This is a genomic window from Mycobacterium sp. RTGN6, from assembly GCF_033804605.1.
In the GTDB taxonomy this organism is placed as follows: domain Bacteria; phylum Actinomycetota; class Actinomycetes; order Mycobacteriales; family Mycobacteriaceae; genus Mycobacterium.
This window is the reverse complement of the sequence record NZ_JAPZKZ010000020.1, coordinates 23391-45689: the sequence shown is the minus strand read 5'-3', so window position 1 is coordinate 45689 and position 22299 is coordinate 23391. Positions and strand designations below refer to the sequence as shown.

Here is a 22299-nt window from a genome sequence, read left to right as displayed (position 1 = left end):
AAACGGTCGCTGAGCGTCCGAAAGCGCGCCGAAATCGCTCAGGGGAAGCGCTTGTAGCAGCGTTCCTCGTCGCCGAGTACGCCGATTCGGAATGCGTCGATGCGCGAGAAGCCCGATGGCACCGTCGCGCCGTTGACGTCGCTGGCGACGTAGCCGTTGACGAGCAGGCCCGAAACCGCCTCGTCGACGTCGCCCGCGGTGATCGTGATGGTGTTGCCGTCGGGCGTGCTGATGTTCGACGTCATCTTCTCGGTCGCCACCCCGGTGAGGCAGGCGGTGCGCAGGGCGGCCACGGCGTTGTCGAGCGCGACGCCGCGTGCATGTTGTAGCGCCATCACATAACGCGACACCACCACCGAGTACCCCGTGTTGTCCCCGCTCGCCAACCCGCGTTCACCGTCCTCGGACGGCGTGCCCAGGTCCTGCAGCGCGGGCAGGTCGATCACGATCGTGTTGGTGGCGGGGCAGAAGACCGCGGGATCGTCGCTGCTCGAATCCGGGCATTCCTCGGAGGCGTCGAACACGACCTTGGGGGGATCCTCGGGCTCGAACACCACGTTCATCGCGTCGACGATGTCGCGCACCGACTCCTTGGTGATCTCGAGCTCGCCGGTTTCGTTGCGCTGCAACAGGACTGGCAAGTCGCCGCGGCGCTGCTCGATCTCATCCTTGTCGATCGCGGCGCACGACGCCGCGCCGTCGGTGAAGCCGAACTGGAACGCCGAGACCCGTTCGAACGCCGAGCCGTGCGGGTCCTCGGTGGCCTCCGGGTCGCCCCGCTGCAGTAGCGGGTCGCGGAACCCGATCATCGCGGCGAGCAGGTTGTTGAGCCCGTCGGCGGTGCTGAGCGTGAACCGCGGCGAGTTGCCCTCGGCCACCCAGCGCATGTACACGCCGGCCAGACAGTCGGCCTGTTGTTCGGAGACCAGCGTCGGGGTGTCCTCATCGGTGATCCCGGCCTGGTGCTGCACCGCGTGGCCGTATTCGTGGGCCAGCACCATCGACACCGCCATGTCGCCGTTCGCCTCGCGAAGGGCCGGCAGCAGTTCACCGCGGTCCCACCCCATCGTGTTGTCGTCGAAGCAGTATCCGGCGTTGACCAGACCCAGCGTGTCCCCGCCGCAGAACTCCGTGTTCTCACCGTCGGAGTCCCACGAAAGAACCTCGTCGACGGGCGTGAACTCGCCGTCGAACGTCTCGCCGTACGCGGACTCCCAGAACTCCTCGATGTCGCTGACGGCGTTGCGGCCGAGCTCGTCGACCTCGCCGCCGTCGGTGCCGATGACGACACGCGACGGGCCGAGTGCGTCGGGGCGCAGTCCGGTGTCGCCGTTGACCGCAGGCATTCCGGCGACGCGGAACGGGTCGGCGAAGATCGAAACGGGCTTGCCCTGCAACGTCGTCGAACACGACGTCACGAGCATGGCGGTACACGCCAGCAGGACACCAGCCCAGTGTCGTCGGCCCATGTGTGACGCCGCCTTTCGTCGTGCCGTCGAGGATAGTGAACGACCGGCGGGCCGCTAGCCGGATCGCAGGCGTTGCAGCGCGCCCCGAACCCGGGCTGCGTCCGTCGTCGCCCAGAACGGCGGCAGCGACGCCCGCAGATATCCGGCGTAGCGGGCCGTCGCCATCCGCGAGTCGAGCACGGCGACGACGCCGCGATCGTCGACGCTGCGCAGCAGACGCCCGGCGCCCTGAGCGAGCAGCAGCGCGGCGTGGCTGGCGGCGACCGCCATGAAGCCGTTGCCGCCGCGCGCGGCGATCGCGCGCTGCCGGGCCGTGACGAGCGGGTCGTCGGGGCGGGGGAACGGGATTCGGTCGATGAGCACCAGCGACAGTGAGGCGCCAGGCACGTCGACGCCCTGCCACAGCGACAGCGTGCCGAAGAGCGACGTGGCTTCGTCCTCGGCGAACCGGCGGACCAGCGTCGACGTCGTGTCCTCGCCCTGACAGAGCACGGGGGTGTCGAGCCTGTCCCGCATCACTTCGGCGGTCGCCTTGGCCGCGCGCATCGACGAGAACAGCCCGAGCGTGCGTCCACCCGCGGCGGTGATGAGCGCTTCGATCTCGTCGAGTTGCTCGGCCGATCCGGCGCTGTCGCGGCCCGGCGGCGGGAGGTGGGCGGCGACGTAGAGGATGCCCGACTTCTCGTGGACGAACGGCGACCCGACGTCGATGCCGTTCCACTTCGCGTCGTCGCCCTCGCCGAACTGCAGACCCCACGACCGCGCCATCGCGTCGAAGGTGCCCCCGACGGTCAGCGTCGCCGAGGTCAGGATCACGGTCGAGGTGTCGAACAGCCTGCCGCGCAACAGGTTCGACACCGACAGCGGTGCGACGCGCAGCACTGCGCGTTTGTTTCCGCGGATCTCGTCGTGATCGAGCCACACCACGTCGCTGCGGTCCGGGATGGCGGGCCCGAACGAGGCAAGGATGCGCGTCGCGATGTCGCTGACGTCGGACAGTGCGGTGACCGCCTCGTTGCGGGCGGCCGCGGCCTTCGGATCGGTGGGGGAGGTGTCGATGGTGGAGCGGACACGGTCGGCGGCGTCGCGAATGGCGGTGAGGAACGTCGTCATGTCGTCGTCGAGGGAGTCGATGCGGCCGGGCTCGGCGTCGTGAATCGCCGAGGAGAACGTCGCGATGGTGGCCTCGAGCCGTTGTGCGAGTTCGGGTTCGACAAGCCGGGCCGCGCGGCGGTGGGCGACGCCGAGTCCAGTGGCCGACAGCTCGCCGGTGGCCACGCTGGTGACGCGGTCGACGAGCTCGTGGGCCTCGTCGACGATGAGCAGTTCGTGTTCGGGCAGCACGTTGACGTCGGAGATGGCGTCGATGGCGAGCAGGGCATGGTTGGTGACGACTATGTCCGCGTGGCCGGCCTTGTCGCGGGCCTTCTCGGCGAAGCAGTCGGTGCCGTAGGGGCAGCGCGTCGCCCCGACGCACTCGCGCGCCGACACGCTGACCTGACCCCACGATCGGTCGGGCACGCCGGGGGTGAGCTCGTCGCGGTCACCGGTCTCGGTGTCCGACGCCCACTCGGTGAGCCGTTGCACGTCGCGGCCCAGCGCCGTGGTCGCGACCGCGTCGAACAGTTCCTCCTGCGAGGTGTCGTCGGGCTCGCTGGCAGCGTCGTTGTGAATCTTGTTGAGGCACAGGTAGTTCCCGCGCCCCTTCAGCAGGGCGAAGTCGGGGCGCCGGGACAGTTCGGGAGTCAGCGCGTCGGCGAGCCGCGGGAGGTCGCGGTCGACGAGCTGGCGTTGCAGCGCAATGGTGGCCGTCGACACCACGACGGGTTGGTGGCTGGTGATGGCGCGTGCGATCGCGGGGACCAGGTAGGCCAGCGACTTGCCGGTGCCGGTACCAGCTTGCACGGCGAGGTGCTCACCGGTGTCGAAGGCGTGCTCGACGGCGCGTGCCATCTCGACCTGCCCAGCACGTTCGGTGCCGCCGAGCGCCGTGACGGCGGTGGCCAGCAGATCGGTGACGGGGGTGGCGCCGTCCGGAGTCGTGGTCAACGGGCGGGCGGAACCATGCGGGTGGGGATCGCCGGCTCGCCGCGCGACAGCTTCAAGCCGTCCCACGGCAGGCTGAGTAGGCCTTCGGCGACGAGTTTCCGGGCCGCGGAGAGGTCGAAGTCGGCGACGGGGCTGCCGTCCCTGACGAGCGGACCGCACAACGGGCGGGCAACGAGCCCGAGCTGATCGGCGGGCGGCTCGCCGAGTGGATGCACGACCTCCTCGACGACGGTCCCCGTCGCCTTGGCGAAGCGGTGGGCCTGCTTGCGTCCGCCGTGCGACTCCTTGTGTGGGCTGCGCTTCTCGACGGGCATGCCGTCGACCTCCACCAGCTTGTAGACCATGCCCGCGGTGGGCGCGCCCGAACCGGTGACCACCGACGTGCCGACGCCGTAGCTGTCCACTGGTTCGGCGCGCAGGGCGGCGATCGCGAACTCGTCGAGGTCGCTCGAGACGACGATCTTGGTGCGCGTCGCCCCGAGGCCGTCGAGTTGGGCTCGGACCTGGCGGACCAGCACGCCGAGCTCGCCCGAGTCGATGCGCACCGCGCCCAGGTCCGGCCCGGCCGCCGCGACGGCGTTCGCCACGCCCCCGGTGATGTCGTAGGTGTCGACGAGCAGCGTGGTCCCGACGCCAAGTGCCTCGACCTGGGCCCGGAAGGCGCCGACCTCGTCGGGTCCGTCCGCCGTGGTGTGCAGCAAGGTGAAGGCGTGGGCGCTGGTGCCAAGGGCGGGCACCCCGTGGGTGCGTTGGGCCTCGAGGTTGGACGACCCGGCGAATCCCGCGACGTAGGCCGCCCGCGCTGCCGCGACGGCGGCCTGCTCGTGGGTGCGCCGGGAGCCCATCTCGATGAGGGGGCGACCCGCTGCGGCGCTGACCATGCGGGCGGCGGCGGAGGCGATGGCCGAGTCGTGGTTGAAGATCGAAAGGGCCAGCGTCTCGAGCATCACGCTTTCGGCGAAGGTGCCGTGCACGGACAGCACCGGCGAGCCGGGGAAGTACAGCTCGCCCTCGGCGTAGCCGTCGACGTCGCCGTTGAAGCGGAAGTCGGCCAGGTAGGCCAGCGTGGCGGGATCGAGGAAGTCGTCGAGGGTGGCCAGTGCCGCGTCGTCGAACCTGAACGCCTGCAACGCTTCCACGAAGCGCGCGGTGCCCGCGACGACTCCGTAGCGCCGTCCCTCGGGTAGCCGCCGGGCGAACAACTCGAACGTCGTCTGGCGGTGTGCCGTTCCGTCGCGGAGGGCGGCGGCCAGCATCGTCAACTCATACTTGTCGGTGAGCAGCGCCGTTGTCGCATACTCCTCGCGCAAGCGCTCGTCGGTGGCCACACTGGCAACCGTAGCCGTTCGCGGTACCCGACCACCCCCGACTATTCTGGCCACATGGTCACCCCAGCGCGGACCCGTCCGGGAACTCGCGAGGAACGCAGCGTCGAGACCGCCGATGCCACCGACAACCCCTGGGTCACCGTCGTCTGGGACGACCCCGTCAACCTCATGTCGTACGTGACGTACGTCTTCCAGAAACTCTTCGGATACAGCGAGCCGGATGCGACGAAGCTGATGTTGCAGGTGCACCACGAGGGCAAGGCCGTGGTGTCGTCGGGCAGCCGCGAGTCGATGGAGGTCGACGTGACGAAGCTGCACTCCGCCGGCCTGTGGGCCACGATGCAGCACGACCGCTGAGCACGTGCGCAAGTGGAAGCGGGTGGACACCGCTGATGGCGCGCGCTTCCGTTCGGCCCTCGCCGCGCACGAGTCGGCGTTGCTGCGCAGTCTGGTGACGTCGCTGGTGGACATGCTCGACGAACGCGAAACCTCCTCGCCGACAGACGAACTCGAAGAGCTCACCGGGATCAAGACCGGACACTCGAAGCCGCCCGACGATGACACTATGAAACGGTTGCTGCCCGACTTCTACCGCGTGCAGACCGAGCATCCGGCCGGTTCGGGCACCGCAGAGAGTCTCAACAGCGCGTTGCGCGGGCTGCACGAGCCCAGCATCATCGACGCGAAACGCGAAGCGGCGCAACGTTTGCTGGCGACGCTTCCCATGGCGGGCGGTAAGTTCGAACTCACCGAGCCCGACGCCCACTGCTGGGCGGCGGCCGTCAACGACGTACGGCTGGCACTGGGCACCATGCTCGAGATCGGACCCAGCGGGCCGGATCGCCTGCCCGAAGGTCACCCGATGGCTGGTCACCTCGACGTGTATCAGTGGCTGACGGTGTTGCAGGAGTACCTGGTGCTCGGGCTGATCAGCAAGGCCGGGAAATGAGCGATTTCGGCGCGGTAACCGCCGCTGGGCGTCCGAAAGCGCGCCGAAATCGCGGGGGGAAGGCATGAACGGGCAAATGAGCGGGTCGATCACCGACGTGTCCGGAATCCTCGTCGGGCACCACCATCGACTAGACGCCGACGCGAGCCTGGGCTCCGGATGGGCGTGCGGCACCACCGTCGTACTGACGCCGCCCGGCACCACCGGCGCCGTCGACGTCCGCGGCGGGGCGCCCGGCAGCCGCGAGACCGACCTGCTGGACCCAGCCAACAGCGTGCGCTACGTCGACGCCGTCGTGCTCACGGGTGGCAGCGCTTACGGATTGGCCGCTGCCGACGGGGTGATGCAGTGGCTCGAGCAGCACGACCGCGGCGTGGTGATGGACGGTGGGGTGGTGCCCATCGTTCCGGCCGCCGTCATCTTCGACCTTCCCGTCGGCGGATGGCGGTGCCGCCCCACCGCCGAGTTCGGGTTCGCCGCGGCGGAGGCGGCCGGAGCCGACGTGGCGATCGGCAACGTCGGCGCTGGCGTCGGGGCGCGGGCCGGCGTGCTCAAGGGCGGCCTCGGCACCGCGTCGATCAGGCTCGACATCGGGGTCACCGTCGGCGCGATCGTCGCCGTCAACTCGGCAGGAAACGTCGCCGATCCGGTCACGGGGCTGCCGTGGCTGGCCGACCAGATCGCCGAGTTCGGGCTGACCCCGCCGCCGACCGAAGAACTCGCGGCCTTCGCCACGCGCGACGCCGAGCTCTCGCCGCTGAACACCACGATCGCCGTCGTCGCCACCGACGCACTGCTCAGCAAGGCGGCGTGCAAGCGCGTGGCCGTCGCCGCCCAGGACGGGCTCGCGCGCACCATCCGGCCCGCTCACACGCCCCTGGACGGCGACACCGTCTTCGCGCTGGCCACGGGTGCCATCGAGGTGGCCCCGGCCAGCTGGCCAGGAGCCGCCACGCCCGCCGCGATGTCGCCGGAGACCAAGTTGACTACCGCCGTCGGCGCTGCCGCCGCCGACTGTCTGGCCCGCGCGGTGATGGTCGCAGTGCTGGCCGCCGAGGCAGTCGCCGGAATACCGACCTACCGTGACATGTTGCCCGGAGCGTTCGCGAACCTGGAAGGACAGTCCTGACGTGCTGGTGATTCGCAGTGACCTGGTCGAGGCCATGGTTGCCCACGCACGCGCCGACCATCCCGACGAGGCGTGCGGCATCATTGCGGGCCCCGAAGGATCCGACCGGCCGGAGCGGTTCGTGGCGATGGTCAACGCCGAGCGGTCGCCGACGTTCTACCGGTTCGACTCGGGCGAACAGCTGAAGGTGTGGCGTGCAATGGACGACGCCGACGAGGTGCCCGTCGTCGTCTATCACTCGCACACCGCCACCGAGGCCTACCCCAGCCGCACCGACATCTCCTACGCCGCCGAACCTGACGCGCACTACGTGTTGGTCTCCACGCGTGATCCCGACGAACACGAATTGCGGAGCTACCGCATCGTCGACGGTGTCGTGACCGAGGAACCGGTCAGCATCGTCTCCGCCTACTAGCCCGAAGGAAAGAGCCCCACATGTCCGTCACCGTGTCCATCCCCACCATCCTGCGCACCCACACCGGCGGAGAGAAGCGCGTCAGCGCCACCGGCGACACGCTGGCTGCGGTCATCGCCGACCTCGAGGCCAACTACTCGGGCATCACCGAGCGCATCGTCGACGGCGAGAAGCTGCACCGCTTCGTCAACGTCTACGTCAACGATGAGGACGTGCGTTTCTCGGGCGGCCTCGACACCTCGATCGCCGACGGTGATTCGGTGACGATCCTGCCCGCCGTCGCGGGAGGCTGAATTGGCCCGCTACGACTCGCTGCTCGAAGCGCTCGGCAACACGCCGCTGGTCGGACTTCAGCGGCTGTCTCCGCGCTGGGACGACGGCGAGGACGGTCCGCACGTGAGGTTGTGGGCCAAGTTGGAGGACCGTAATCCGACGGGTTCCATCAAGGACCGGCCTGCGCTGCGCATGATCGAGCAGGCGGAGCGGGACGGGTTGATCAAGCCCGGCGACACCCTGCTCGAGCCGACGAGTGGCAACACCGGGATCTCGTTGGCCATGGCGGCGTTGCTCAAGGGCTACCGCATGATCTGCGTGATGCCGGAGAACACGTCGATCGAGCGTCGTCAGCTGCTGGAGCTCTACGGCGCCAAGATCATCTACAGCCCTGCCGAGGGCGGCTCGAACACTGCCGTCGCGACGGCGAAGGACCTCGCCGAGGAGCATCCCGAATGGGTGATGCTCTACCAGTACGGAAACCCGGCCAATGCGGCCGCACACTACGAGGGCACCGGCCCGGAGGTGCTCGCCGATCTGCCGGAGATCACGCACTTCGTTGGCGGGCTCGGCACCACCGGGACGCTGATGGGCGTCGGCCGGTACCTCCGCGAGCAGGTGCCGGACGTACAGATCGTCGCCGCGGAGCCGCGCTATGGCGAGGGCGTCTACGCGCTGCGCAACATCGACGAGGGCTTCGTGCCCGAACTGTACGACCCCGACGTGCTCACCACGCGGTACTCGGTCGGCTCGTTCGACGCGATCAAACGGACCCGCGAACTGGTTCAGGTCGAGGGCATCTTCGCGGGCATCTCGACCGGGGCCATCCTGCACGCCGCGCTGGGCATGGCGACCAAGGCGATCAAGGCGGGGGAGCGCGCCGACATCGCGTTCACCGTGTGCGACGCCGGCTGGAAGTATCTGTCGACCGGCGCGTACGCCGGTAGCCTTGATGACGCGGAGGACGCGCTGGAAGGGCAGCTATGGGCTTGAGCGGACCGGGAGCGTTGACCCCGGCGGAGAAGAAGGCGCCGGCCTGGAAGATCGGCGGGGCGACGATCCTGAGCTTCGTCGCGATTCTGTACGTAATCGAGGCCCTCGACACGGTGATGGGCCACCGCCTCGACCAGGACGGCATCCGGCCGCTGGAAGTCGACGGGCTGTGGGGCATCCTGTGGGCGCCGCTGCTGCACGGCGGCTGGCCGCACCTCATCGCCAACACGGTGCCCGCGTTGGTGCTCGGCTTCCTGGTGACGCTGGCCGGGATCGGACGCTTCGTGTACGCGACCGCGATCATCTGGGTGCTCGGCGGGCTCGGCACCTGGCTCATCGGCAACCTCGGTGTGCACTGTCCCTACGTTGGCGTGCAATGCGGGTCCACCCACATCGGCGCGTCCGGGCTGATCTTCGGGTGGCTGACGTTCCTCATCGTGTTCGGGTTCTTCACCCGCACGCTGTGGCAGATCGTCGTCGGTGTCGTCGTCTTCTTCGTCTACGGCAGCGTCCTTCTCGGGGTGTTCCCCGGCACGTTGGGGGTGTCGTGGCAGGGCCACCTCTGCGGTGCGCTCGCCGGGATCGTCGCCGCCTACGTCTTGGCCGGACCGGAGCGCAAGGCCCGGGTACGGCGCAAGGCGGGCGTCCCTCCGCAACTCACTACCTGACGCTTTGCTGTGGCTCGTCCGTCGGTGAGGCGTTCGCCACATTTCGCCCGCAGCCGGTCGGGTGACTCACAGGAGTCAATCCTGGTCACGGGTCACGAACGCGACCAAAGATGAAACTTGACCCCGAAAGCTGTCATGTTTTCGCCACATGCATATGGGGCATGGCAAGCTAGTGAACGTGCGAATCACCGTACTGGGATGCTCCGGCAGCGTTGTCGGGCCAGATTCGCCAGCCTCGGGTTATTTGGTGACCGCACCCGATACGCCACCGCTGGTGATCGACTTCGGTGGCGGCGTGCTGGGCGCACTTCAGCGGCACGCCGATCCGGGGACCGTCGGGGTATTGCTCTCGCACCTGCACGCCGATCACTGTCTCGATCTGCCGGGCCTGTTCGTGTGGCGTCGCTATCACCCGAATCCGCCGACGAGTCGCGCGCTCATGTACGGACCCGAGGCGACGTGGGCGCGGCTCGGTGCGGCGTCCTCTCCAGAGGGTCGCGAGATCGACGACTTCACCGACGTCTTCGACGTGCGTAAGTGGGTCGACGGCGAGGCGGTCCAGATCGGTGAGCTCACCGTGGAGCCGCGGCTGGTGTGCCATCCGACCGAGTCGTACGGCATGCGCTTCACCGACCCGTCCGGCGCGACGTTCGTCTACAGCGGCGACACCGGCTACTGCGATCAACTGATCGAGCTGGCCCGCGGCGCGGACGTCTTCCTGTGCGAGGCGTCGTGGACGCATTCGCCGGACCGGCCCCCCAAGTTGCACTTGTCAGGCACCGAGGCCGGCCGCGCCGCCGCGAAAGCCGGTGTGCGCGAACTGCTCTTGACGCACATCCCACCCTGGACGTCGCGCGAGGACGTCATCAGCGAGGCGAAGGCCGAATTCGACGGACCCGTCCACGCCGTGGTGTCGGACGAGTCGTTCGACGTCACCCATTCCTAGAGCCGATAGGGTTGGCGGGTGTCCAGACGAGAAGACGGCCGCCTCGATGACGAGCTGCGTCCGGTAAGCATCACCCGCGGTTTCACGTCACATCCGGCGGGCTCGGTGCTGGTGGAGTTCGGTCAGACCCGCGTGATGTGCACTGCAAGCGTGACCGACGGCGTGCCGCGGTGGCGCAAGGGTTCGGGCCTGGGCTGGTTGACCGCGGAGTACGCGATGCTGCCCGCCGCCACCCATGACCGTTCCGACCGCGAGTCGGTCAAGGGTCGGGTGGGTGGTCGCACGCAGGAGATCAGTCGGCTCGTCGGACGGTCGCTGCGGGCGTGCATCGACCTGGCTGCGCTGGGGGAGAACACCATCGCCATCGACTGCGACGTGCTGCAGGCCGACGGCGGCACCAGGACGGCCGCCATCACCGGCGCGTACGTCGCGTTGTCCGACGCGGTGACGTATCTGGCCGCCGCGCAGAAGTTGTCCGACCCACGGCCGCTGTCGTGCGCGATTGCGGCGGTCTCCGTCGGCGTCGTGGACGGGCGGGTGCGCGTCGACCTGCCCTACACCGAGGACTCGCGCGCCGAGGTCGACATGAACGTCGTCGCCACCGACACCGGCACCCTGGTGGAGATCCAGGGCACCGGCGAGGGTGCGACGTTCCCGCGCTCGACGTTGGACAAGATGCTCGACTTGGCGATGGCGTCGTGCGAGCAGTTGTTCGTCATTCAGACGGCGGCGCTGGAGTTGCCCTATCCCGGCACGTTGCCAGAGCCGTCGTCGCCGCCGAAGAAGGCGTTCGGAAGCTGACCGATCTGCTGGTGGCCAGCCGCAACCCGAAGAAGCTGGCCGAACTTCGCCGCGTGCTCGACGCCGCGGGTGTCTCCGGATTGAGGCTGCTGTCGCTGGATGACGTGGCGCCGTTCGACGAGGCGCCGGAGACGGCCGCGACGTTCGAGGACAACGCGCTCGCCAAGGCGCGCGACGCGTTCACGGCGACCGGATTGGCGTCGGTGGCCGACGACTCGGGGTTGGCCGTGGACGCGTTGAACGGGATGCCAGGGGTGCTGTCCGCGCGGTGGTCGGGCGTGCACGGCGACGACGCGGCCAACACCGCGCTGCTGCTGGCGCAGCTTCGGGACGTGCCCGCCGAGCGACGTGGTGCGGCGTTCGTGTCGGCGTGCGCGTTGGTGTCTGCCGCGGGGGAGACCGTCGTGAGGGGCGAGTGGTCCGGAGCCATCGCGAGCGAACCGCGAGGCGACGGGGGCTTCGGCTACGACCCCGTGTTCGTGCCGGCGGGGTCGGCGCGTTCGGCAGCCGAGTTGACTCCGGGGGAGAAGGACGTGGCGTCGCATCGTGGCCGGGCGTTGGCGCAGTTGGTGCCTGCTTTGCGGGCGCTCGTCTGACTGTGCGGTTTCATTCGGGACACGCCGCGCGTGGCGGATGAGGACGCACACTCAAATCACCGGCTCACCAAATTTACATAGTGTACCTAACTGTGTAACATCCGCCGAGTGAGTCGTAACGGTGTCGGTACGCCTGCGGCGTCCGCGCCGATGGCTCATCCGGGCATCCTGGTCGCGGTGTTGGCGGCGGCGGGCATCAGTGTCTCGTTGATGCAGACGCTGATCATCCCGCTGATTCCCGAGCTGCCAAACCTGTTGCACACCAGCCCATCCAATGCGTCGTGGGCGATCACCGCGACGCTGCTGACGGCCGCGGTGGCCACACCCGTGTTCGGCCGGCTCGGAGACATGTACGGCCCCAAGCCGATGCTCATCGCGTGCGCGCTGCTGCTGATCGGCGGATCGTTGATCGCGGCGTCGACCAATGCGCTGATCCCACTGATCGTCGGCCGGGGACTACAGGGCTTCGGCCTCCCGATCATCCCGCTCGGCATCAGCGTGTTGCGGACGTGCGTGCCTGCCGAGAAGGTCGGCAGCGCAATGGGATTGATGAGCGCGTCGCTCGGCGTCGGCGGCGCTCTGGGACTTCCGCTCTCGGCGGTGATCGCCCAGCACTACGACTGGCACGTGCTGTTCTGGTTCTCCACCGGGCTGGGCGTCGTGGCGCTGGTGATGTTCGCGACGCTGGTTCCGCACGTCCCGCCGCGCGCGGCGCATCGGCTCGACCCGCTGGGCGCTCTGCTCCTGGCAGGTGGGCTGGTGACGCTGCTGGTCGGAATCTCGAAGGGGCAGAACTGGGGCTGGACGAGCGGTCTGACCCTGTCGATGTTCGGATCTTCGGTGGTGATCTTCGCGGTGTTCGGGTGGTGGGAGCTGCGGGTGTCGTCGCCGACCGTCGACCTCCGGACCACCGCGAGGCGCCCGGTGCTCACGACGAACATCGCATCGATCGCCGTCGCGTTCGGCATGTTCGCCCTGGCGCTGGTGGCGCCGCAGGTCCTCGAGCTACCGCCGGAGACGGGGTACGGGCTCGGACAGTCGCTGCTGTGGACCGGGCTTTGGCTGGCGCCAGGCGGCCTCGCGATGATGGTGACCTCGCCGATCGCGGCGCGCATCGCCGGTGCCCGTGGACCGCGGTTCACGTTGGTAACCGGCTCGCTCATCATCGCTGGTGCGTACCTCTCCGGGCTGGTGCTGCTCGCCGCGCCGTGGCAGATCATGCTGCTCAACATCCTGGTGGCGGTTGGCGTCGGCTTCGCCTACGCGTCGATGCCCGCACTCATCAATGCCGCGGTGCCGATGTCGGAGACGGCGGCGGCCAACGGCATCAACGCGCTGGCGCGGTCGCTGGGTACCTCGATCTCCAGTGCCGTGATCGGTGCGATCGTGGCGGGGATGACGATGTCCTTCGCCGGGCACGAGATCCCGACCCTGACGGGGTTGCGGGTCGCGATGCTGGTGGCCGCCGGCGCGGCCGTCGTCGCGGCGATTCTGGCGCTGCTCATTCCGGTGCCGGATCCGGGTGCGATAGCCGAGCCCGAGTGCGACGACGAGCCGTCGCCAGCCGCGGCGGCCGCGCGTACTAGTTGACGGCGGGATCCTGGCCGTTGGTCGCTGCGCCGTTGGGCTGGCTGAGTCGCTGCACCAGGTCGCTGGCGATGACGTGCAGGCGGATGTTCTTGGCCTGGGATTCGCGGCGCAGCATCTCGAACGCTTCGCTCGCGTCGATTCCGTGTAGTGCCATCAGCATGCCCTTGGCCTGCTCGATCGGCGCGCGATTGACCAGCGCGCCCTGAATGGTCTCGGCGACGAGGGCGGCCGACTTGTAGCGCGCGAAGTCGCCGATGGTGCGAGAGACAGTCGTCGTGAGCAGGTCGAGGATCTCCGCGTCGATGCCGTCGAAGGCCGCACGCTCACGGCCGTACAAGTTGAACGATCCGAGCGACTGCTCGTCGGTGAACAAGGGCGCGGCAAGGAAGCTGCGAACCCCTTGTGCGCGGGCGGCCGCGCAGAACCGTGGCCAGCGTTCCCGCGCCTCCTCGGCGTCCACGAGGACGACTTCCCCGGTTCGGGCCGCGTGCAGGCACGGCCCCTCAGCGGCGTCGTACTGCTCGCTGTCGACCTTCAGGGTGCGCTCGTCGGTGTGGACGGCGGTGTAGGTACGGCCACCCATGTCGATGGTGACGCCGGAGCTGTCGGCACCGTCGATCGCTTCGTGCGCGATCTCGACGAACTGCTGCAGCAGTTCCAGCAGGTCTTCCTCGTCGGCGACGCTGCGGCCGATGCGGACCAGTATTCGACCGAGCTCGGTTGGCGTCATCTGGCCGGTCGTCGCGGCGGTGACGACCAGGTCGGCGGCCAGCTCCGTGGTGTCGTCGGGGGCGTCGACGCGGATCGAGTTGTCGACGCGCGGATCGTAGTTCTTCATGTCGACTTCATTTTGACACGGACGTCAGAGGCCGAACTGAGCCTTGACCTGTTTGGTCTGGAAATGCTCGACGATGATGCCGAGCAGGGGGATCGTTCCGGCCAGCAACACGCCGACGGTCTTGAGCATGGGCCAGCGCACCTTGACGGCCAGGTTGGCGGTGAAGAGCAGATAGACGAAGTACACCCACCCGTGGACGACACCGATCCACCCCAGGTCGTCGACACCGAAGCCGTACTTCATCACCATCTCGTAGCACAGCGCGATGAGCCAGACGCCCGTCGTCCACGCCAGTATTCGGTAGCCCAGCAGCGCCTTGCGGACGGTCTCCTTGGGCGTCGCCGGCGCCGGGTCGGAGGCCACCGGTGCGTCGGCGGGGGCTTCGGGGTCGGGGCTGCTCATGTCGTGGTCCTGTCGTCGGTTTCTGCGTCGGCCTTGGCGAGCTCGGCCAGGTAGGCGTTGTACTCGCGCAGCGTGGGATCGTCGTCGGATTGCGTTGCGGGCTTGGGTCGTTCGGGCAACAGTCCGTCGGGTAGCTCGGTCAGCTCGCCGTGGTGGGGCGTCGGTGGTGGGGCTTCTTCGTAACGGACGAACTTGTAGTAGCCGTAGACGCAGAAGGCCGCGAACATGGGCCATTGCAGCGCGTAGCCGAGGTTCTGGAAGGTGCCCGACGCGGACTCGTAGCGGGTCCACTGCCACCAGGCCAGCGCCAGGCAGCCTGCGGCGGCGAGGCACACCAGCGCGATGAGCGCTGGTCTCCTACGCCGTGTAGTGGACATTCGTCCACGGTACCGCGCGGTCCTTCGGTCCGATGAACCCATCGAGACGTGCGGTATCGGCTTTGCGGTAGATCGAGACGTCTCGCTTGGAGGAGCGGGTCCAGTGGATGTCGAGGCTGTCCAACGCGGCGGTGAACAGACCGATGATGTCCTCGGACCGATTGGAGAAGTGATAGCGGATGCTGCGGACGCCGCGGTCGTTGGCCACGACGCGGCAACCGTCGCTGTGGATGAGGCCGCAGACGAATTCCTCGGTGGCCTGGTCGACTAGCGCCTGTTGCCACGGCTCGAGCGTGATACGGCGGTGGTGCTTGCGGCCCGGGCCGTGTTGAGGGAAGAGACACGGCCAGTGTTTGGAGTAGAGCGAGACTTCGAAGCAATTCTTGGGCAGCCGCCGAGCATTGGCGTGCTGGCCAAGCATCAATGAGTCGATGGCCTCGCGGCAGCGGGTGATGATCGCGGGGTATTTCGCGTCGCACGTGATCCTGAGCCGCCACACCCGGCGCATCCGCGAGATGCATCCATCGCCGAGGTACATGCCCAGAAGGTACGCATAGGGCGGAGCGGGAAGCGTCGAAAATTCATGGAGGACTCCGCACTGCGACGATGCACCTGGTTGCCGCAAACTGCGTGGTGGGTTGCATCGCCAGTCACGGACAGTCGGACGCGGGATTCCCGTCTGCCGCGCGACCTCGCAGTCGTTGAGCCCGGTCGCGATGAGGCGCTGTACTTCGTTGAACTCTTCCGCCGACCTCAAGTGTGCCCCTCCCGTCGGGTGTAATCCCAAGGTAGGAAGCACTACCGACAGAAATTTCGTGGCACCAGGCAGGTACGATCAGCACTCTGCGCGAGTGGCGAAATGGCATACGCGATGGATTTAGGTTCCATTGTCCTTAGGACGTGGGGGTTCGACTCCCCCCTCGCGCACAACTCAGAACGTCTGTCGGCGTCAGCGCGCTAGGGGAACGGGCTGTCCGGCTGGGCTCGGAGTCGCATCCGAACCGCCATGAGGATCACGCCGAGAGCGTTTGTCCCGGGTTTCGAACAGTGGTCGGCGCAGGCACATGAACCCCAGACCTGGTCATGCCACGTGTTCCCTTCGACCAGGAGAAATTCGCTGGTCGCGATGAGTCGCCGGGCGAGTTCTGGATTGTGGTTGAACTTCGCCGTGACGATCTCCTCCATCACGCCGAACTTCAATCGATCCCATTCGCCCACCAAACGTACGGTTCGACCGATCTCCTTTGCCTCAGCTGGACTCGGCGTGGCCAGGATCGCGTCGACCGCATTGGGATCACTGGTCTTCGCCGCCGCAAAGGCATGCTCGCTGGTGGGGAAGAGTCGGCCTCGGTGGGGTGTGGCAGCGGGCCAGAAGTTGGAGAGGAACCGATACGTGCCGGAGAACGAGTCGATGATCGGCATGTGCAGCGCGTCCGCGCGGGATGCGGTGTCCCTTAGATGTTCGTTCATGCCCTGACCTCTTAGAGGTTCGCCGCGGTCGCGGCGCTATGCGGTGACGCTACGCGCGGACACCGACAAGGCGCCGTTCCGCGCTAACGCCCTACGCGACGCCGTCTTCCGGTGCTGCGTTCGTCTTGACCGTGCGCAGGATGGCGACGATGGAGGCGACGTCGGCCTCCGGGAACACCGAATCTGGTCCCGTCGGTGCGCTGTCGGTGAAGGGCGATTCGTACAGTCGGGCCGGGTCCATGACGCCGTTGGCGGTGAGCTCGTCGACGATGAGGTTGATGAACCGGATCTGGTTGACGCCGAACTTCGTGTCGTCCAGGTAAGCCCCGAACGCCTCGATCGCCGCTTGGCGGTCGAGGCCGACCAGCGACCGGATGAACAGCCCCAGGCCATGCGCGTGCTCCTTGGCGTGCGCGATGTCGCCCTCGTCACCGACGCCGCTGTCCAGCAGCATCGCCTCCAAGGCCGTCAGGTCGTCGGCGGTAAGCGGCCTGTTGCGGCGTAAGCGTTGCAGCGCAACGTGATCAACGTGCTGCTTGAGGTAGGCGGCGGCCTTGGCGCGGAAGCGTTCCCAGTTGGTGCCGGGGGTGACGCCGGGGAGGTCGATGAGCGTCGGTTCACCGAGCTCGTCCTCGAAGTCGGTGTACACGGTGACCTTCTTGGCCTTGTCCAGGAAGCGGAGCAATCCACGCAACCGGCGTCGCGCAAGTTCCAGCATCGGCAGCGTCACGTCGACCCACCACTCGTCACCGGCGACCTCGTCGAGCAGCACCTGCTGTTGGGCTACCGACGGGATGGCCGTCTGATTCAGCAGGCCCGAAGCGATGTTCTGCAGGTCGACGCGCAGGCGCTCGGTGGCGACGGCGTCACCCTCCAGCTGGGCGAGCTGACGGCGCAGGATCAGCATGTCGAAGCGTTTGGCGTCCTCGTCGTCGTCCTTGTGGCTCGACGGTAGCCCAGCGAGATGCTCGGCGACCTCACCCGCTGCATCGGGCGTCAAGCTCGACCATGCCGGCCATTCGGCGTACTGCTCGACGTACTTTCGGTGCGGTCGGACCAGGAAGTTGGCCAGGTTCATGCCGACGACGACGCGGTGCAGCGTCCACGCGACGTCGACACGAAGTCCCCGCTCGGATTCGGTGCCCGACCCTTCCGGTGGGTCGTCCCCGTTGGGTTTGGTCGCGGTGTCGAGCGCGGTGATGAGTCCGAGTCGCGTCTCGAAGATGCGTTGGTTCAACGACTTCTGCAGCGAGCCTTCCGAACCCGGCAGGTTCTGGTTGAAGTATTCGAGGTTGCCACAGAAGTCGAAGACGTAGAAGTTCTGCTTGTGCTGACCCGGGCCGAAGAGGTCGGATCGCAGCCGGGTGCCGCGGCCGATCATCTGCCAGAACTTGCTCTTGGAGCGAACGAGCTTGAAGAACACCAGGTTGACGACGTCGGGCACGTCGATGCCGGTGTCGAGCATGTCCACCGAGATCGCGATGTGCGGGGCCTTCTCGGTCACGGAGAAGTCGTCGATCAGGGTCTGGGCGTAGTCCACGTTGTGGGTGATCACTCGCGCGAAATGACCGGCGTATTCGGGGTATTGGAGGTCGAAGCGCTGCGCGATGAACTGGGCGTGGTCGCGGTTCTTGGCGAAGATGATGGTCTTGCCGAGCCGGTCGCCGCCAGCGACCTTGTGGCCCTTGTCCATCAGCGTCGCGAGCACCTTGTCGACGGTGTCCTCGTTGAACAGGAACTTGTTCAACTCCTCCGACGTCACCGAGTCCGGGACGTCACCGTCTTCGCCCCAGTCCAGCGCGTCCCATTGGTCCTTCTCCTGCTCGGTGAGGTCGTCGTAGCGGATGCCCTGCTGCAGGAACTTGGTGCCGACCGACACCCCGACGGGCGGCACCAGAAACCCTTCCAGCACGGCTTCGTCGAGGCTGTAGGCGTCGGTGGGCACGCCGTCTTCCAGGTGGAAGAGGCGGTAGGTGTTGTGGTCGACCTCGTCCTTGGGTGTGGCGGTCAAACCGACGAGCAGCGAGTCGAACCACTCGAAGATCGCTCGGTACTTCTGATACACCGAGCGGTGCGCCTCGTCGATGATCACCAGGTCGAAGTAGCCCGGGCCGAACGTTCTCGCGCCCGATTCGGTGTCGTTGATCAGGTTCATCATCGTCGGGTAGGTCGAGACGTAGACGCGACCGTCGGCGATCTTGTCGGTCACCAGGTTGACGGTGGTGGCGGCCGGGAGGTGTTCCTTGAAGGCACCGACGGCCTGCTTGACCAACGCGGTCCGGTCGGCGAGGAAGAGCACCCGCTTGACCCAACCGGCCTCCATCAGTTGCTTGACGAGGGCGATGACGGTGCGCGTCTTGCCGGAGCCGGTGGCCATCACCAGCAGCGCCTCGCGTTGTTTCTTGGTGAAGGTGTCGTCGATGGCGCGGATGGCACGGTGTTGGTAATGGCGTTCAACGATGGCCGAATCGATGGCAGCGGCGGCGAGGTCGAGGCGCGTCTGGCGCCGCTGGATCATCAGTTCGAGCTCGTCCTCGGTGAAGAAGCCCTGCACCTGTCGAGATGGATACCCCGCCGCGTCGTCCCATAGCCAGTGCTCGTAACCGTTGGTATAGAAGATGATTGGTCGACGACCGGTCATCGCCTCCAGGCAGTCGGCGTAGAGCTTCGCCTGCTGTTGCCCGACGTCGGGGCTCTTGGTGGTGCGCTTGGCCTCGATGACCGCCAATGGGAGGCCGTCAGCGCCCCACAGCACGTAGTCGACGAAGCCAATGCCGTTGGCGGTGGGCATGCCGCGGACTTCGTATTCGCGGTCGCGGGCCTCGGTGAGCGGCCAACCGGCCTCGGCCAGCAGCAGATCGATGAAAAGGTCCCGGGTTTCGGCCTCGGAGTAGTCGCGATCGTCGGTCTGTTGGTTGGCAGCCTGCGCCTGTTTGATCTGCTCGCGGAGATCGGCGATCTCGGCGTCCTTGGCGGCGGCGAGCTCGTCACGTTCGGCCAACGCCTTGGCGTGGGCTTCGTCCTGTTGCTTGAACTTGATGGCGAGTTGGGCGAGTTCCTCACGGCTGAGCGGTGCCGCCTTCGCGGCGAGCTTCGGATCGAACGCCGACTTGAGCGGCACGGCTTGGGGATTGGTGGAGTAGTGGAACGCCGCCCACACCATGACGTGGTGCAACTCGCGAAGGGCGTCGAAGCCTGCACGCGTCGGGATGGGCCGCGCTTCGTGGACGGCGGTGTTGCCGAGCCGGCGAATAAGGTTGAGCTTCTGCGAGATTCCGACACCGGTCTTCGACCGGAACGCGGGATCGTTGCAGCGGGCTGCCAGATCGTCCTTGTACGGAATCGGAAGCGCAAGAACGTCATACAAGTGATTGACCAGTTGCTCGATCGCGCGGCGCGCGTAGATGCAGGCCGAGCGCGGATCGCTGGTGGCGTAGCTCTCCGCTCGCGCGCAGTCGGCGTGGACGGCGGGCCAGCCGACGATGTGGAGGAAGGCGAAGTTGCTCACTGTGCGCGTGCGCAGAGGGTCGCGCGTGAAGGCCGGCCCCGCGCCATGCCGCCTCCCTTTTGATCACCCAATCGGCTACTCAATTGAACTTATCAACTTTCCGGCGTGCGAGGCCGCGATCGGCTGTCAACCTTTGGAGCCGGGGTGCCGATGACCTAATTGGCGCCAAGGATGACTTCTGCAAGCTCGGCAGTGGGTTTGACGTACGTCGAACCGTCTTCGGTCAGGTAGGCAACCATCGAGACAGAATCGTCTGAGCCGAGGTAGTACACCGACGGTGTGATGGCGCCAGGACTGGTTTCGAAGAGGTTTTGCGCGATTGCGGCAAGTTCTCCGCACGCGACGAGCGCACCGTCGTCAACCACGACCGCTAGCACTGTGTGCCGGTCCGGGATCGCGACGAGCAACCCGCTCCGAAGATTGGGAAAGTACGGCCGGACGAACTCGCGCAGCATCAGGATTCGCGACGGGCCGAAGTAGTCCTCGAATTGAAATGCGTGTAGTGGCAGCGCGCCGTGATCGCGTTCGACGTCAACGATCTCATGGTGCGGATCGGGAAGCGCACGAAGGTTCTCCATTGCGGCGGCCCACAGTACGGGCCAAGGGCCGAGATCGGCCACGTACTCAAGTGATTCGAGTTCGGAAACGACGTGAGGGTGGTCAAGCGCAAGCACGACTTCGAGGCCGTCGACCATTCCGCGGACTGGATAGTCGGTTTCGGTGTCGCCGCGTGCCAATCGAACGCGCGGATAGACGATGCTGAGTTCGGCCTTTGGAGTTGGATCTTCTCGCAGCGCCATGAAACCGCTGACGTGGCGGTCGATGTGCCGCGTCCACTCTTCGGCCGGTTCTCTTGCGACAACGGCGGCCAGATTGGCAAGGCCGAAGACGACACCGTCGACGGTGTAGCTGTCGTCGCCGTTCCACCGGTACTCAAGCCTGTGTTGGCCGAGCACTCGGCCGAGCGTGGCGTGGAAATCGTGGGCCTGGCTCCGCGTTAGTACCGGCAGCACGGTATCGGGTGTTTCGTCGCTGTGGCTCGACATCTGGTTTCTCCGTTCGGGTCGTTAGCCCGCGGTCACGAGCCGACTAGCTTCGCAGCGCCCACTGACAAGTTGGAGAAGGCGGGTCGACGTCGGACCGGACGACCGACATCAGGACCGGGTAAGCGCCGGTCTTCATGGCCTCGGGGCGTGCAACCAACTCGGCGAGATTGGATCGCGGGGCGCTGACGACCTTGCAGGTGCGGTTGCTGATTTCTGCGACGGTCAGGCCACCCGGGTTGCCGTCGACGAGAAAGAGCTTGACTTGTTTGCCGCTCATAGCATTTCGCTACTCACAGTTGGCCTGAGAAGGCACGGGATTGGAGGGAGGCGAAGAGTCCATGCAAGTGAGCGGCTTGACGCTTGACGATCGATTCCTGCACGCGGATCTGCTCGATAGTATGTCGGAACTTCTTCTGCGCTTCGAGTGGCGCACTCAACACCTCGAAACTGCGAACAAGTTCCAGGTTCAAGTTTGGCTGATTCCCTCCACGCGCCATTGCCCGTAGCCGCTGGTAACCGAGTTGCATCTGCATGAGCAGGAACTCAGAATCCAACTCGGAGGAAGGTTCCAGCACCGCGCACGCCTGATTGACCGCTGAGGCAGTGCGCAGAATTCCACAGCGACCTCGCGTCGTGCCTTGCCCATACATCGCCACAACAACTGAGTTGACAGGGAAGATCCTAAGTCGAGCGTCCTTGATGCCAGCTTCGCTAACGGTCTCTTCTGTACCCGTGATCTCGCCTCGGACTTCTCCTGTCTTCACCCATGGAATTCCGCCGCCGTAGTTGCTCGCCTCGGACCTCGACGGCGTAGCCCCAGTGCTAACGCGGACCATTTCGTCAAGGCGCGCTCGCCTCACGGTTGCTGTAGGGGCGTCGATTGAGCCGAACGTCGTGTGGAACGTTGATTGCATGAGGCTAGCGAAGTAGTGGACTAGTTTGAGTCGCTTGACGCGGAGGGCGTCGGCGTGGTCGAGGATCGCGGCGATGCGGCGCTGCTCGTCGAGTGGAGGCAACGGAATCGGCAACGCGGCATACTGCTTGGCGTTGATGTTTGGCTGAGCGACGGCTCGTTGTGCGGATGCAACCCACGCGCGGTAGCCGGAACTCTGAGTAAACCGGAACACGTACCGGGGGAGAACGCGGTCAGTGTCAACCTGAAACCTGATGAGATAGCCGGCATAGACAGCGGGGGTGGACCCTGCCGAATGGATATACGTTTTCCCAACCGTTGCACCGGATCTGGCGAAGAGCAGATCTCCCTCGTGGAGAACAGCCTTCGCCCAGTCCTGACGTTCGCCGTCGGGCGCCACTATGTCCGAGTTCAGATTCCCATCGTCTCGGATGTCGGTGATCCGGATGTAGCGTGGGTCGCCTTTGCGCCAGGTGCGTGACGAAAGGCCTACTCCATACTGGCCGCCGGACTTTGCGAGTTCACCGAGTGTGGCCACG

Annotated in this window: 23 protein-coding genes and 1 tRNA gene; 12 read left to right on the top strand and 12 right to left on the bottom strand. The window is 66.7% G+C overall.

The features are described from left to right. Positions 1-38 precede the first annotated feature (38 nt). The 3 genes from SLQ33_RS33055 to SLQ33_RS33045 are packed head-to-tail and all read right to left on the bottom strand — an operon-like array spanning position 39 to position 4846. A complete protein-coding gene (locus SLQ33_RS33055) occupies positions 39-1469 on the bottom strand; it encodes a neutral zinc metallopeptidase (RefSeq protein WP_319458157.1) in 1431 nt (476 codons plus the stop codon). Between the two features lie 54 nt (positions 1470-1523). Next, complete coding sequence (locus SLQ33_RS33050; RefSeq protein ID WP_319458156.1) at positions 1524-3518, bottom strand: ATP-dependent DNA helicase; 1995 nt, start codon at positions 3516-3518, stop codon at positions 1524-1526. Next, on the bottom strand, positions 3515-4846 hold the full coding sequence (locus SLQ33_RS33045; protein WP_413467774.1) for a nicotinate phosphoribosyltransferase: 1332 nt from the start codon (positions 4844-4846) through the stop codon (positions 3515-3517). Before SLQ33_RS33045 ends, SLQ33_RS33050 begins: the two co-directional genes overlap by 4 nt. A gap of 54 nt (positions 4847-4900) precedes the next feature. On the opposite strand from SLQ33_RS33045, the gene clpS reads away from it, so the two are divergent. The 11 genes from clpS (at position 4901) to SLQ33_RS32990 (ending at position 13206) form a co-directional block, all read left to right on the top strand. Beyond that, complete coding sequence (gene clpS / locus SLQ33_RS33040) at positions 4901-5203, top strand: ATP-dependent Clp protease adapter ClpS (protein WP_319458155.1); 303 nt, start codon at positions 4901-4903, stop codon at positions 5201-5203. A 4-nt stretch (positions 5204-5207) separates the two neighbouring features. Then, a complete protein-coding gene (locus tag SLQ33_RS33035; RefSeq protein WP_319458154.1) occupies positions 5208-5795 on the top strand; it encodes a DUF2017 domain-containing protein in 588 nt (195 codons plus the stop codon). Between the two features lie 76 nt (positions 5796-5871). Further along, the gene (locus tag SLQ33_RS33030) at positions 5872-6924 is read left to right on the top strand and encodes a P1 family peptidase (protein ID WP_319458190.1); all 1053 of its coding nucleotides are present in this window, start codon (positions 5872-5874) and stop codon (positions 6922-6924) included. A 1-nt stretch (position 6925) separates the two neighbouring features. Continuing rightward, positions 6926-7339, top strand: a complete 414-nt coding sequence (locus SLQ33_RS33025) for a M67 family metallopeptidase (protein ID WP_319458153.1) — start codon at positions 6926-6928, stop codon at positions 7337-7339. A gap of 20 nt (positions 7340-7359) precedes the next feature. Beyond that, the gene (locus SLQ33_RS33020; RefSeq protein ID WP_319458152.1) at positions 7360-7632 is read left to right on the top strand and encodes a MoaD/ThiS family protein; all 273 of its coding nucleotides are present in this window, start codon (positions 7360-7362) and stop codon (positions 7630-7632) included. A 1-nt stretch (position 7633) separates the two neighbouring features. Further along, the gene (locus SLQ33_RS33015) at positions 7634-8605 is read left to right on the top strand and encodes a cysteine synthase (RefSeq protein WP_319458151.1); all 972 of its coding nucleotides are present in this window, start codon (positions 7634-7636) and stop codon (positions 8603-8605) included. Then, positions 8596-9273, top strand: coding sequence for a rhomboid family intramembrane serine protease (locus tag SLQ33_RS33010; RefSeq protein WP_319458150.1), 678 nt, complete (start codon positions 8596-8598; stop codon positions 9271-9273). Before SLQ33_RS33015 ends, SLQ33_RS33010 begins: the two co-directional genes overlap by 10 nt. 172 nt (positions 9274-9445) lie before the next feature. Next, entirely contained in the window at positions 9446-10219 is a 774-nt protein-coding gene (locus SLQ33_RS33005) for a cyclic nucleotide-degrading phosphodiesterase (RefSeq protein WP_319458149.1), read from the top strand. An 18-nt stretch (positions 10220-10237) separates the two neighbouring features. After that, positions 10238-11020 (top strand): ribonuclease PH, encoded by a 783-nt coding sequence (gene rph, locus SLQ33_RS33000; protein ID WP_319458148.1) that lies wholly within the window; start codon positions 10238-10240, stop codon positions 11018-11020. Further along, positions 11017-11616, top strand: a complete 600-nt coding sequence (rdgB, locus tag SLQ33_RS32995; protein WP_319458189.1) for an RdgB/HAM1 family non-canonical purine NTP pyrophosphatase — start codon at positions 11017-11019, stop codon at positions 11614-11616. Before rph ends, rdgB begins: the two co-directional genes overlap by 4 nt. 150 nt (positions 11617-11766) lie before the next feature. Then, complete coding sequence (locus tag SLQ33_RS32990; RefSeq protein WP_319458188.1) at positions 11767-13206, top strand: MFS transporter; 1440 nt, start codon at positions 11767-11769, stop codon at positions 13204-13206. Here the strand turns inward: SLQ33_RS32990 and SLQ33_RS32985 are convergent. The 4 genes from SLQ33_RS32985 to SLQ33_RS32970 are packed head-to-tail and all read right to left on the bottom strand — an operon-like array spanning position 13199 to position 15361. Next, positions 13199-14044, bottom strand: a complete 846-nt coding sequence (locus tag SLQ33_RS32985; protein ID WP_319458147.1) for a GAF and ANTAR domain-containing protein — start codon at positions 14042-14044, stop codon at positions 13199-13201. The two genes, SLQ33_RS32990 and SLQ33_RS32985, sit on opposite strands and share 8 nt — an antisense overlap. Before the next feature lie 24 nt (positions 14045-14068). Next, positions 14069-14446, bottom strand: coding sequence for a DUF3817 domain-containing protein (locus SLQ33_RS32980; RefSeq protein WP_319458146.1), 378 nt, complete (start codon positions 14444-14446; stop codon positions 14069-14071). Beyond that, positions 14443-14823, bottom strand: a complete 381-nt coding sequence (locus SLQ33_RS32975; RefSeq protein ID WP_319458145.1) for a hypothetical protein — start codon at positions 14821-14823, stop codon at positions 14443-14445. The genes SLQ33_RS32980 and SLQ33_RS32975 overlap by 4 nt, the downstream gene beginning before the upstream one ends. Then, complete coding sequence (locus SLQ33_RS32970) at positions 14804-15361, bottom strand: hypothetical protein (RefSeq protein WP_319458144.1); 558 nt, start codon at positions 15359-15361, stop codon at positions 14804-14806. The genes SLQ33_RS32975 and SLQ33_RS32970 overlap by 20 nt, the downstream gene beginning before the upstream one ends. A 307-nt stretch (positions 15362-15668) precedes the next feature. On the opposite strand from SLQ33_RS32970, the gene SLQ33_RS32965 reads away from it, so the two are divergent. Beyond that, positions 15669-15750, top strand: a tRNA-Leu gene (locus SLQ33_RS32965). Between the two features lie 30 nt (positions 15751-15780). Here the strand turns inward: SLQ33_RS32965 and SLQ33_RS32960 are convergent. The 5 genes from SLQ33_RS32960 to SLQ33_RS32940 all read right to left on the bottom strand — a co-directional run bounded on the left by SLQ33_RS32960 (position 15781) and on the right by SLQ33_RS32940 (position 22298). Then, positions 15781-16245 carry an NADAR family protein gene (locus SLQ33_RS32960; RefSeq protein WP_319458143.1) on the bottom strand — a complete coding sequence of 155 codons (465 nt, stop codon included), beginning with the start codon at positions 16243-16245 and terminating at the stop codon, positions 15781-15783. Positions 16246-16384: 139 nt separating this feature from the next. Further along, positions 16385-19801, bottom strand: a complete 3417-nt coding sequence (locus SLQ33_RS32955) for a DEAD/DEAH box helicase family protein (RefSeq protein ID WP_319458142.1) — start codon at positions 19799-19801, stop codon at positions 16385-16387. A gap of 155 nt (positions 19802-19956) precedes the next feature. After that, positions 19957-20847 carry a hypothetical protein gene (locus SLQ33_RS32950; RefSeq protein ID WP_319458141.1) on the bottom strand — a complete coding sequence of 297 codons (891 nt, stop codon included), beginning with the start codon at positions 20845-20847 and terminating at the stop codon, positions 19957-19959. A 43-nt stretch (positions 20848-20890) separates the two neighbouring features. Next, complete coding sequence (locus tag SLQ33_RS32945) at positions 20891-21124, bottom strand: hypothetical protein (RefSeq protein WP_319458140.1); 234 nt, start codon at positions 21122-21124, stop codon at positions 20891-20893. Positions 21125-21137: 13 nt separating this feature from the next. Beyond that, positions 21138-22298 (bottom strand): restriction endonuclease subunit S, encoded by a 1161-nt coding sequence (locus SLQ33_RS32940; RefSeq protein WP_319458139.1) that lies wholly within the window; start codon positions 22296-22298, stop codon positions 21138-21140. Between the last annotated feature and the right edge of the window lies 1 nt (position 22299).

What these genes read in the sequence shown, in the direction of transcription:
- SLQ33_RS33055 (WP_319458157.1), bottom strand. Translation starts at nt 1,469, where the DNA reads ATGGGCCGACGACACTGGGCTGGTGTCCTGCTGGCGTGTACCGCCATG.
- clpS (WP_319458155.1), top strand. Translation starts at nt 4,901, where the DNA reads ATGGTCACCCCAGCGCGGACCCGTCCGGGAACTCGCGAGGAACGCAGC.
- SLQ33_RS33030 (WP_319458190.1), top strand. Translation starts at nt 5,872, where the DNA reads ATGAGCGGGTCGATCACCGACGTGTCCGGAATCCTCGTCGGGCACCAC.
- SLQ33_RS33020 (WP_319458152.1), top strand. Translation starts at nt 7,360, where the DNA reads ATGTCCGTCACCGTGTCCATCCCCACCATCCTGCGCACCCACACCGGC.
- SLQ33_RS33010 (WP_319458150.1), top strand. Translation starts at nt 8,596, where the DNA reads ATGGGCTTGAGCGGACCGGGAGCGTTGACCCCGGCGGAGAAGAAGGCG.
- SLQ33_RS32990 (WP_319458188.1), top strand. Translation starts at nt 11,767, where the DNA reads ATGGCTCATCCGGGCATCCTGGTCGCGGTGTTGGCGGCGGCGGGCATC.
- SLQ33_RS32985 (WP_319458147.1), bottom strand. Translation starts at nt 14,044, where the DNA reads ATGAAGAACTACGATCCGCGCGTCGACAACTCGATCCGCGTCGACGCC.
- SLQ33_RS32980 (WP_319458146.1), bottom strand. Translation starts at nt 14,446, where the DNA reads ATGAGCAGCCCCGACCCCGAAGCCCCCGCCGACGCACCGGTGGCCTCC.
- SLQ33_RS32975 (WP_319458145.1), bottom strand. Translation starts at nt 14,823, where the DNA reads ATGTCCACTACACGGCGTAGGAGACCAGCGCTCATCGCGCTGGTGTGC.
- SLQ33_RS32970 (WP_319458144.1), bottom strand. Translation starts at nt 15,361, where the DNA reads ATGTACCTCGGCGATGGATGCATCTCGCGGATGCGCCGGGTGTGGCGG.
- SLQ33_RS32960 (WP_319458143.1), bottom strand. Translation starts at nt 16,245, where the DNA reads ATGCCGATCATCGACTCGTTCTCCGGCACGTATCGGTTCCTCTCCAAC.
- SLQ33_RS32950 (WP_319458141.1), bottom strand. Translation starts at nt 20,847, where the DNA reads ATGTCGAGCCACAGCGACGAAACACCCGATACCGTGCTGCCGGTACTA.
- SLQ33_RS32945 (WP_319458140.1), bottom strand. Translation starts at nt 21,124, where the DNA reads ATGAGCGGCAAACAAGTCAAGCTCTTTCTCGTCGACGGCAACCCGGGT.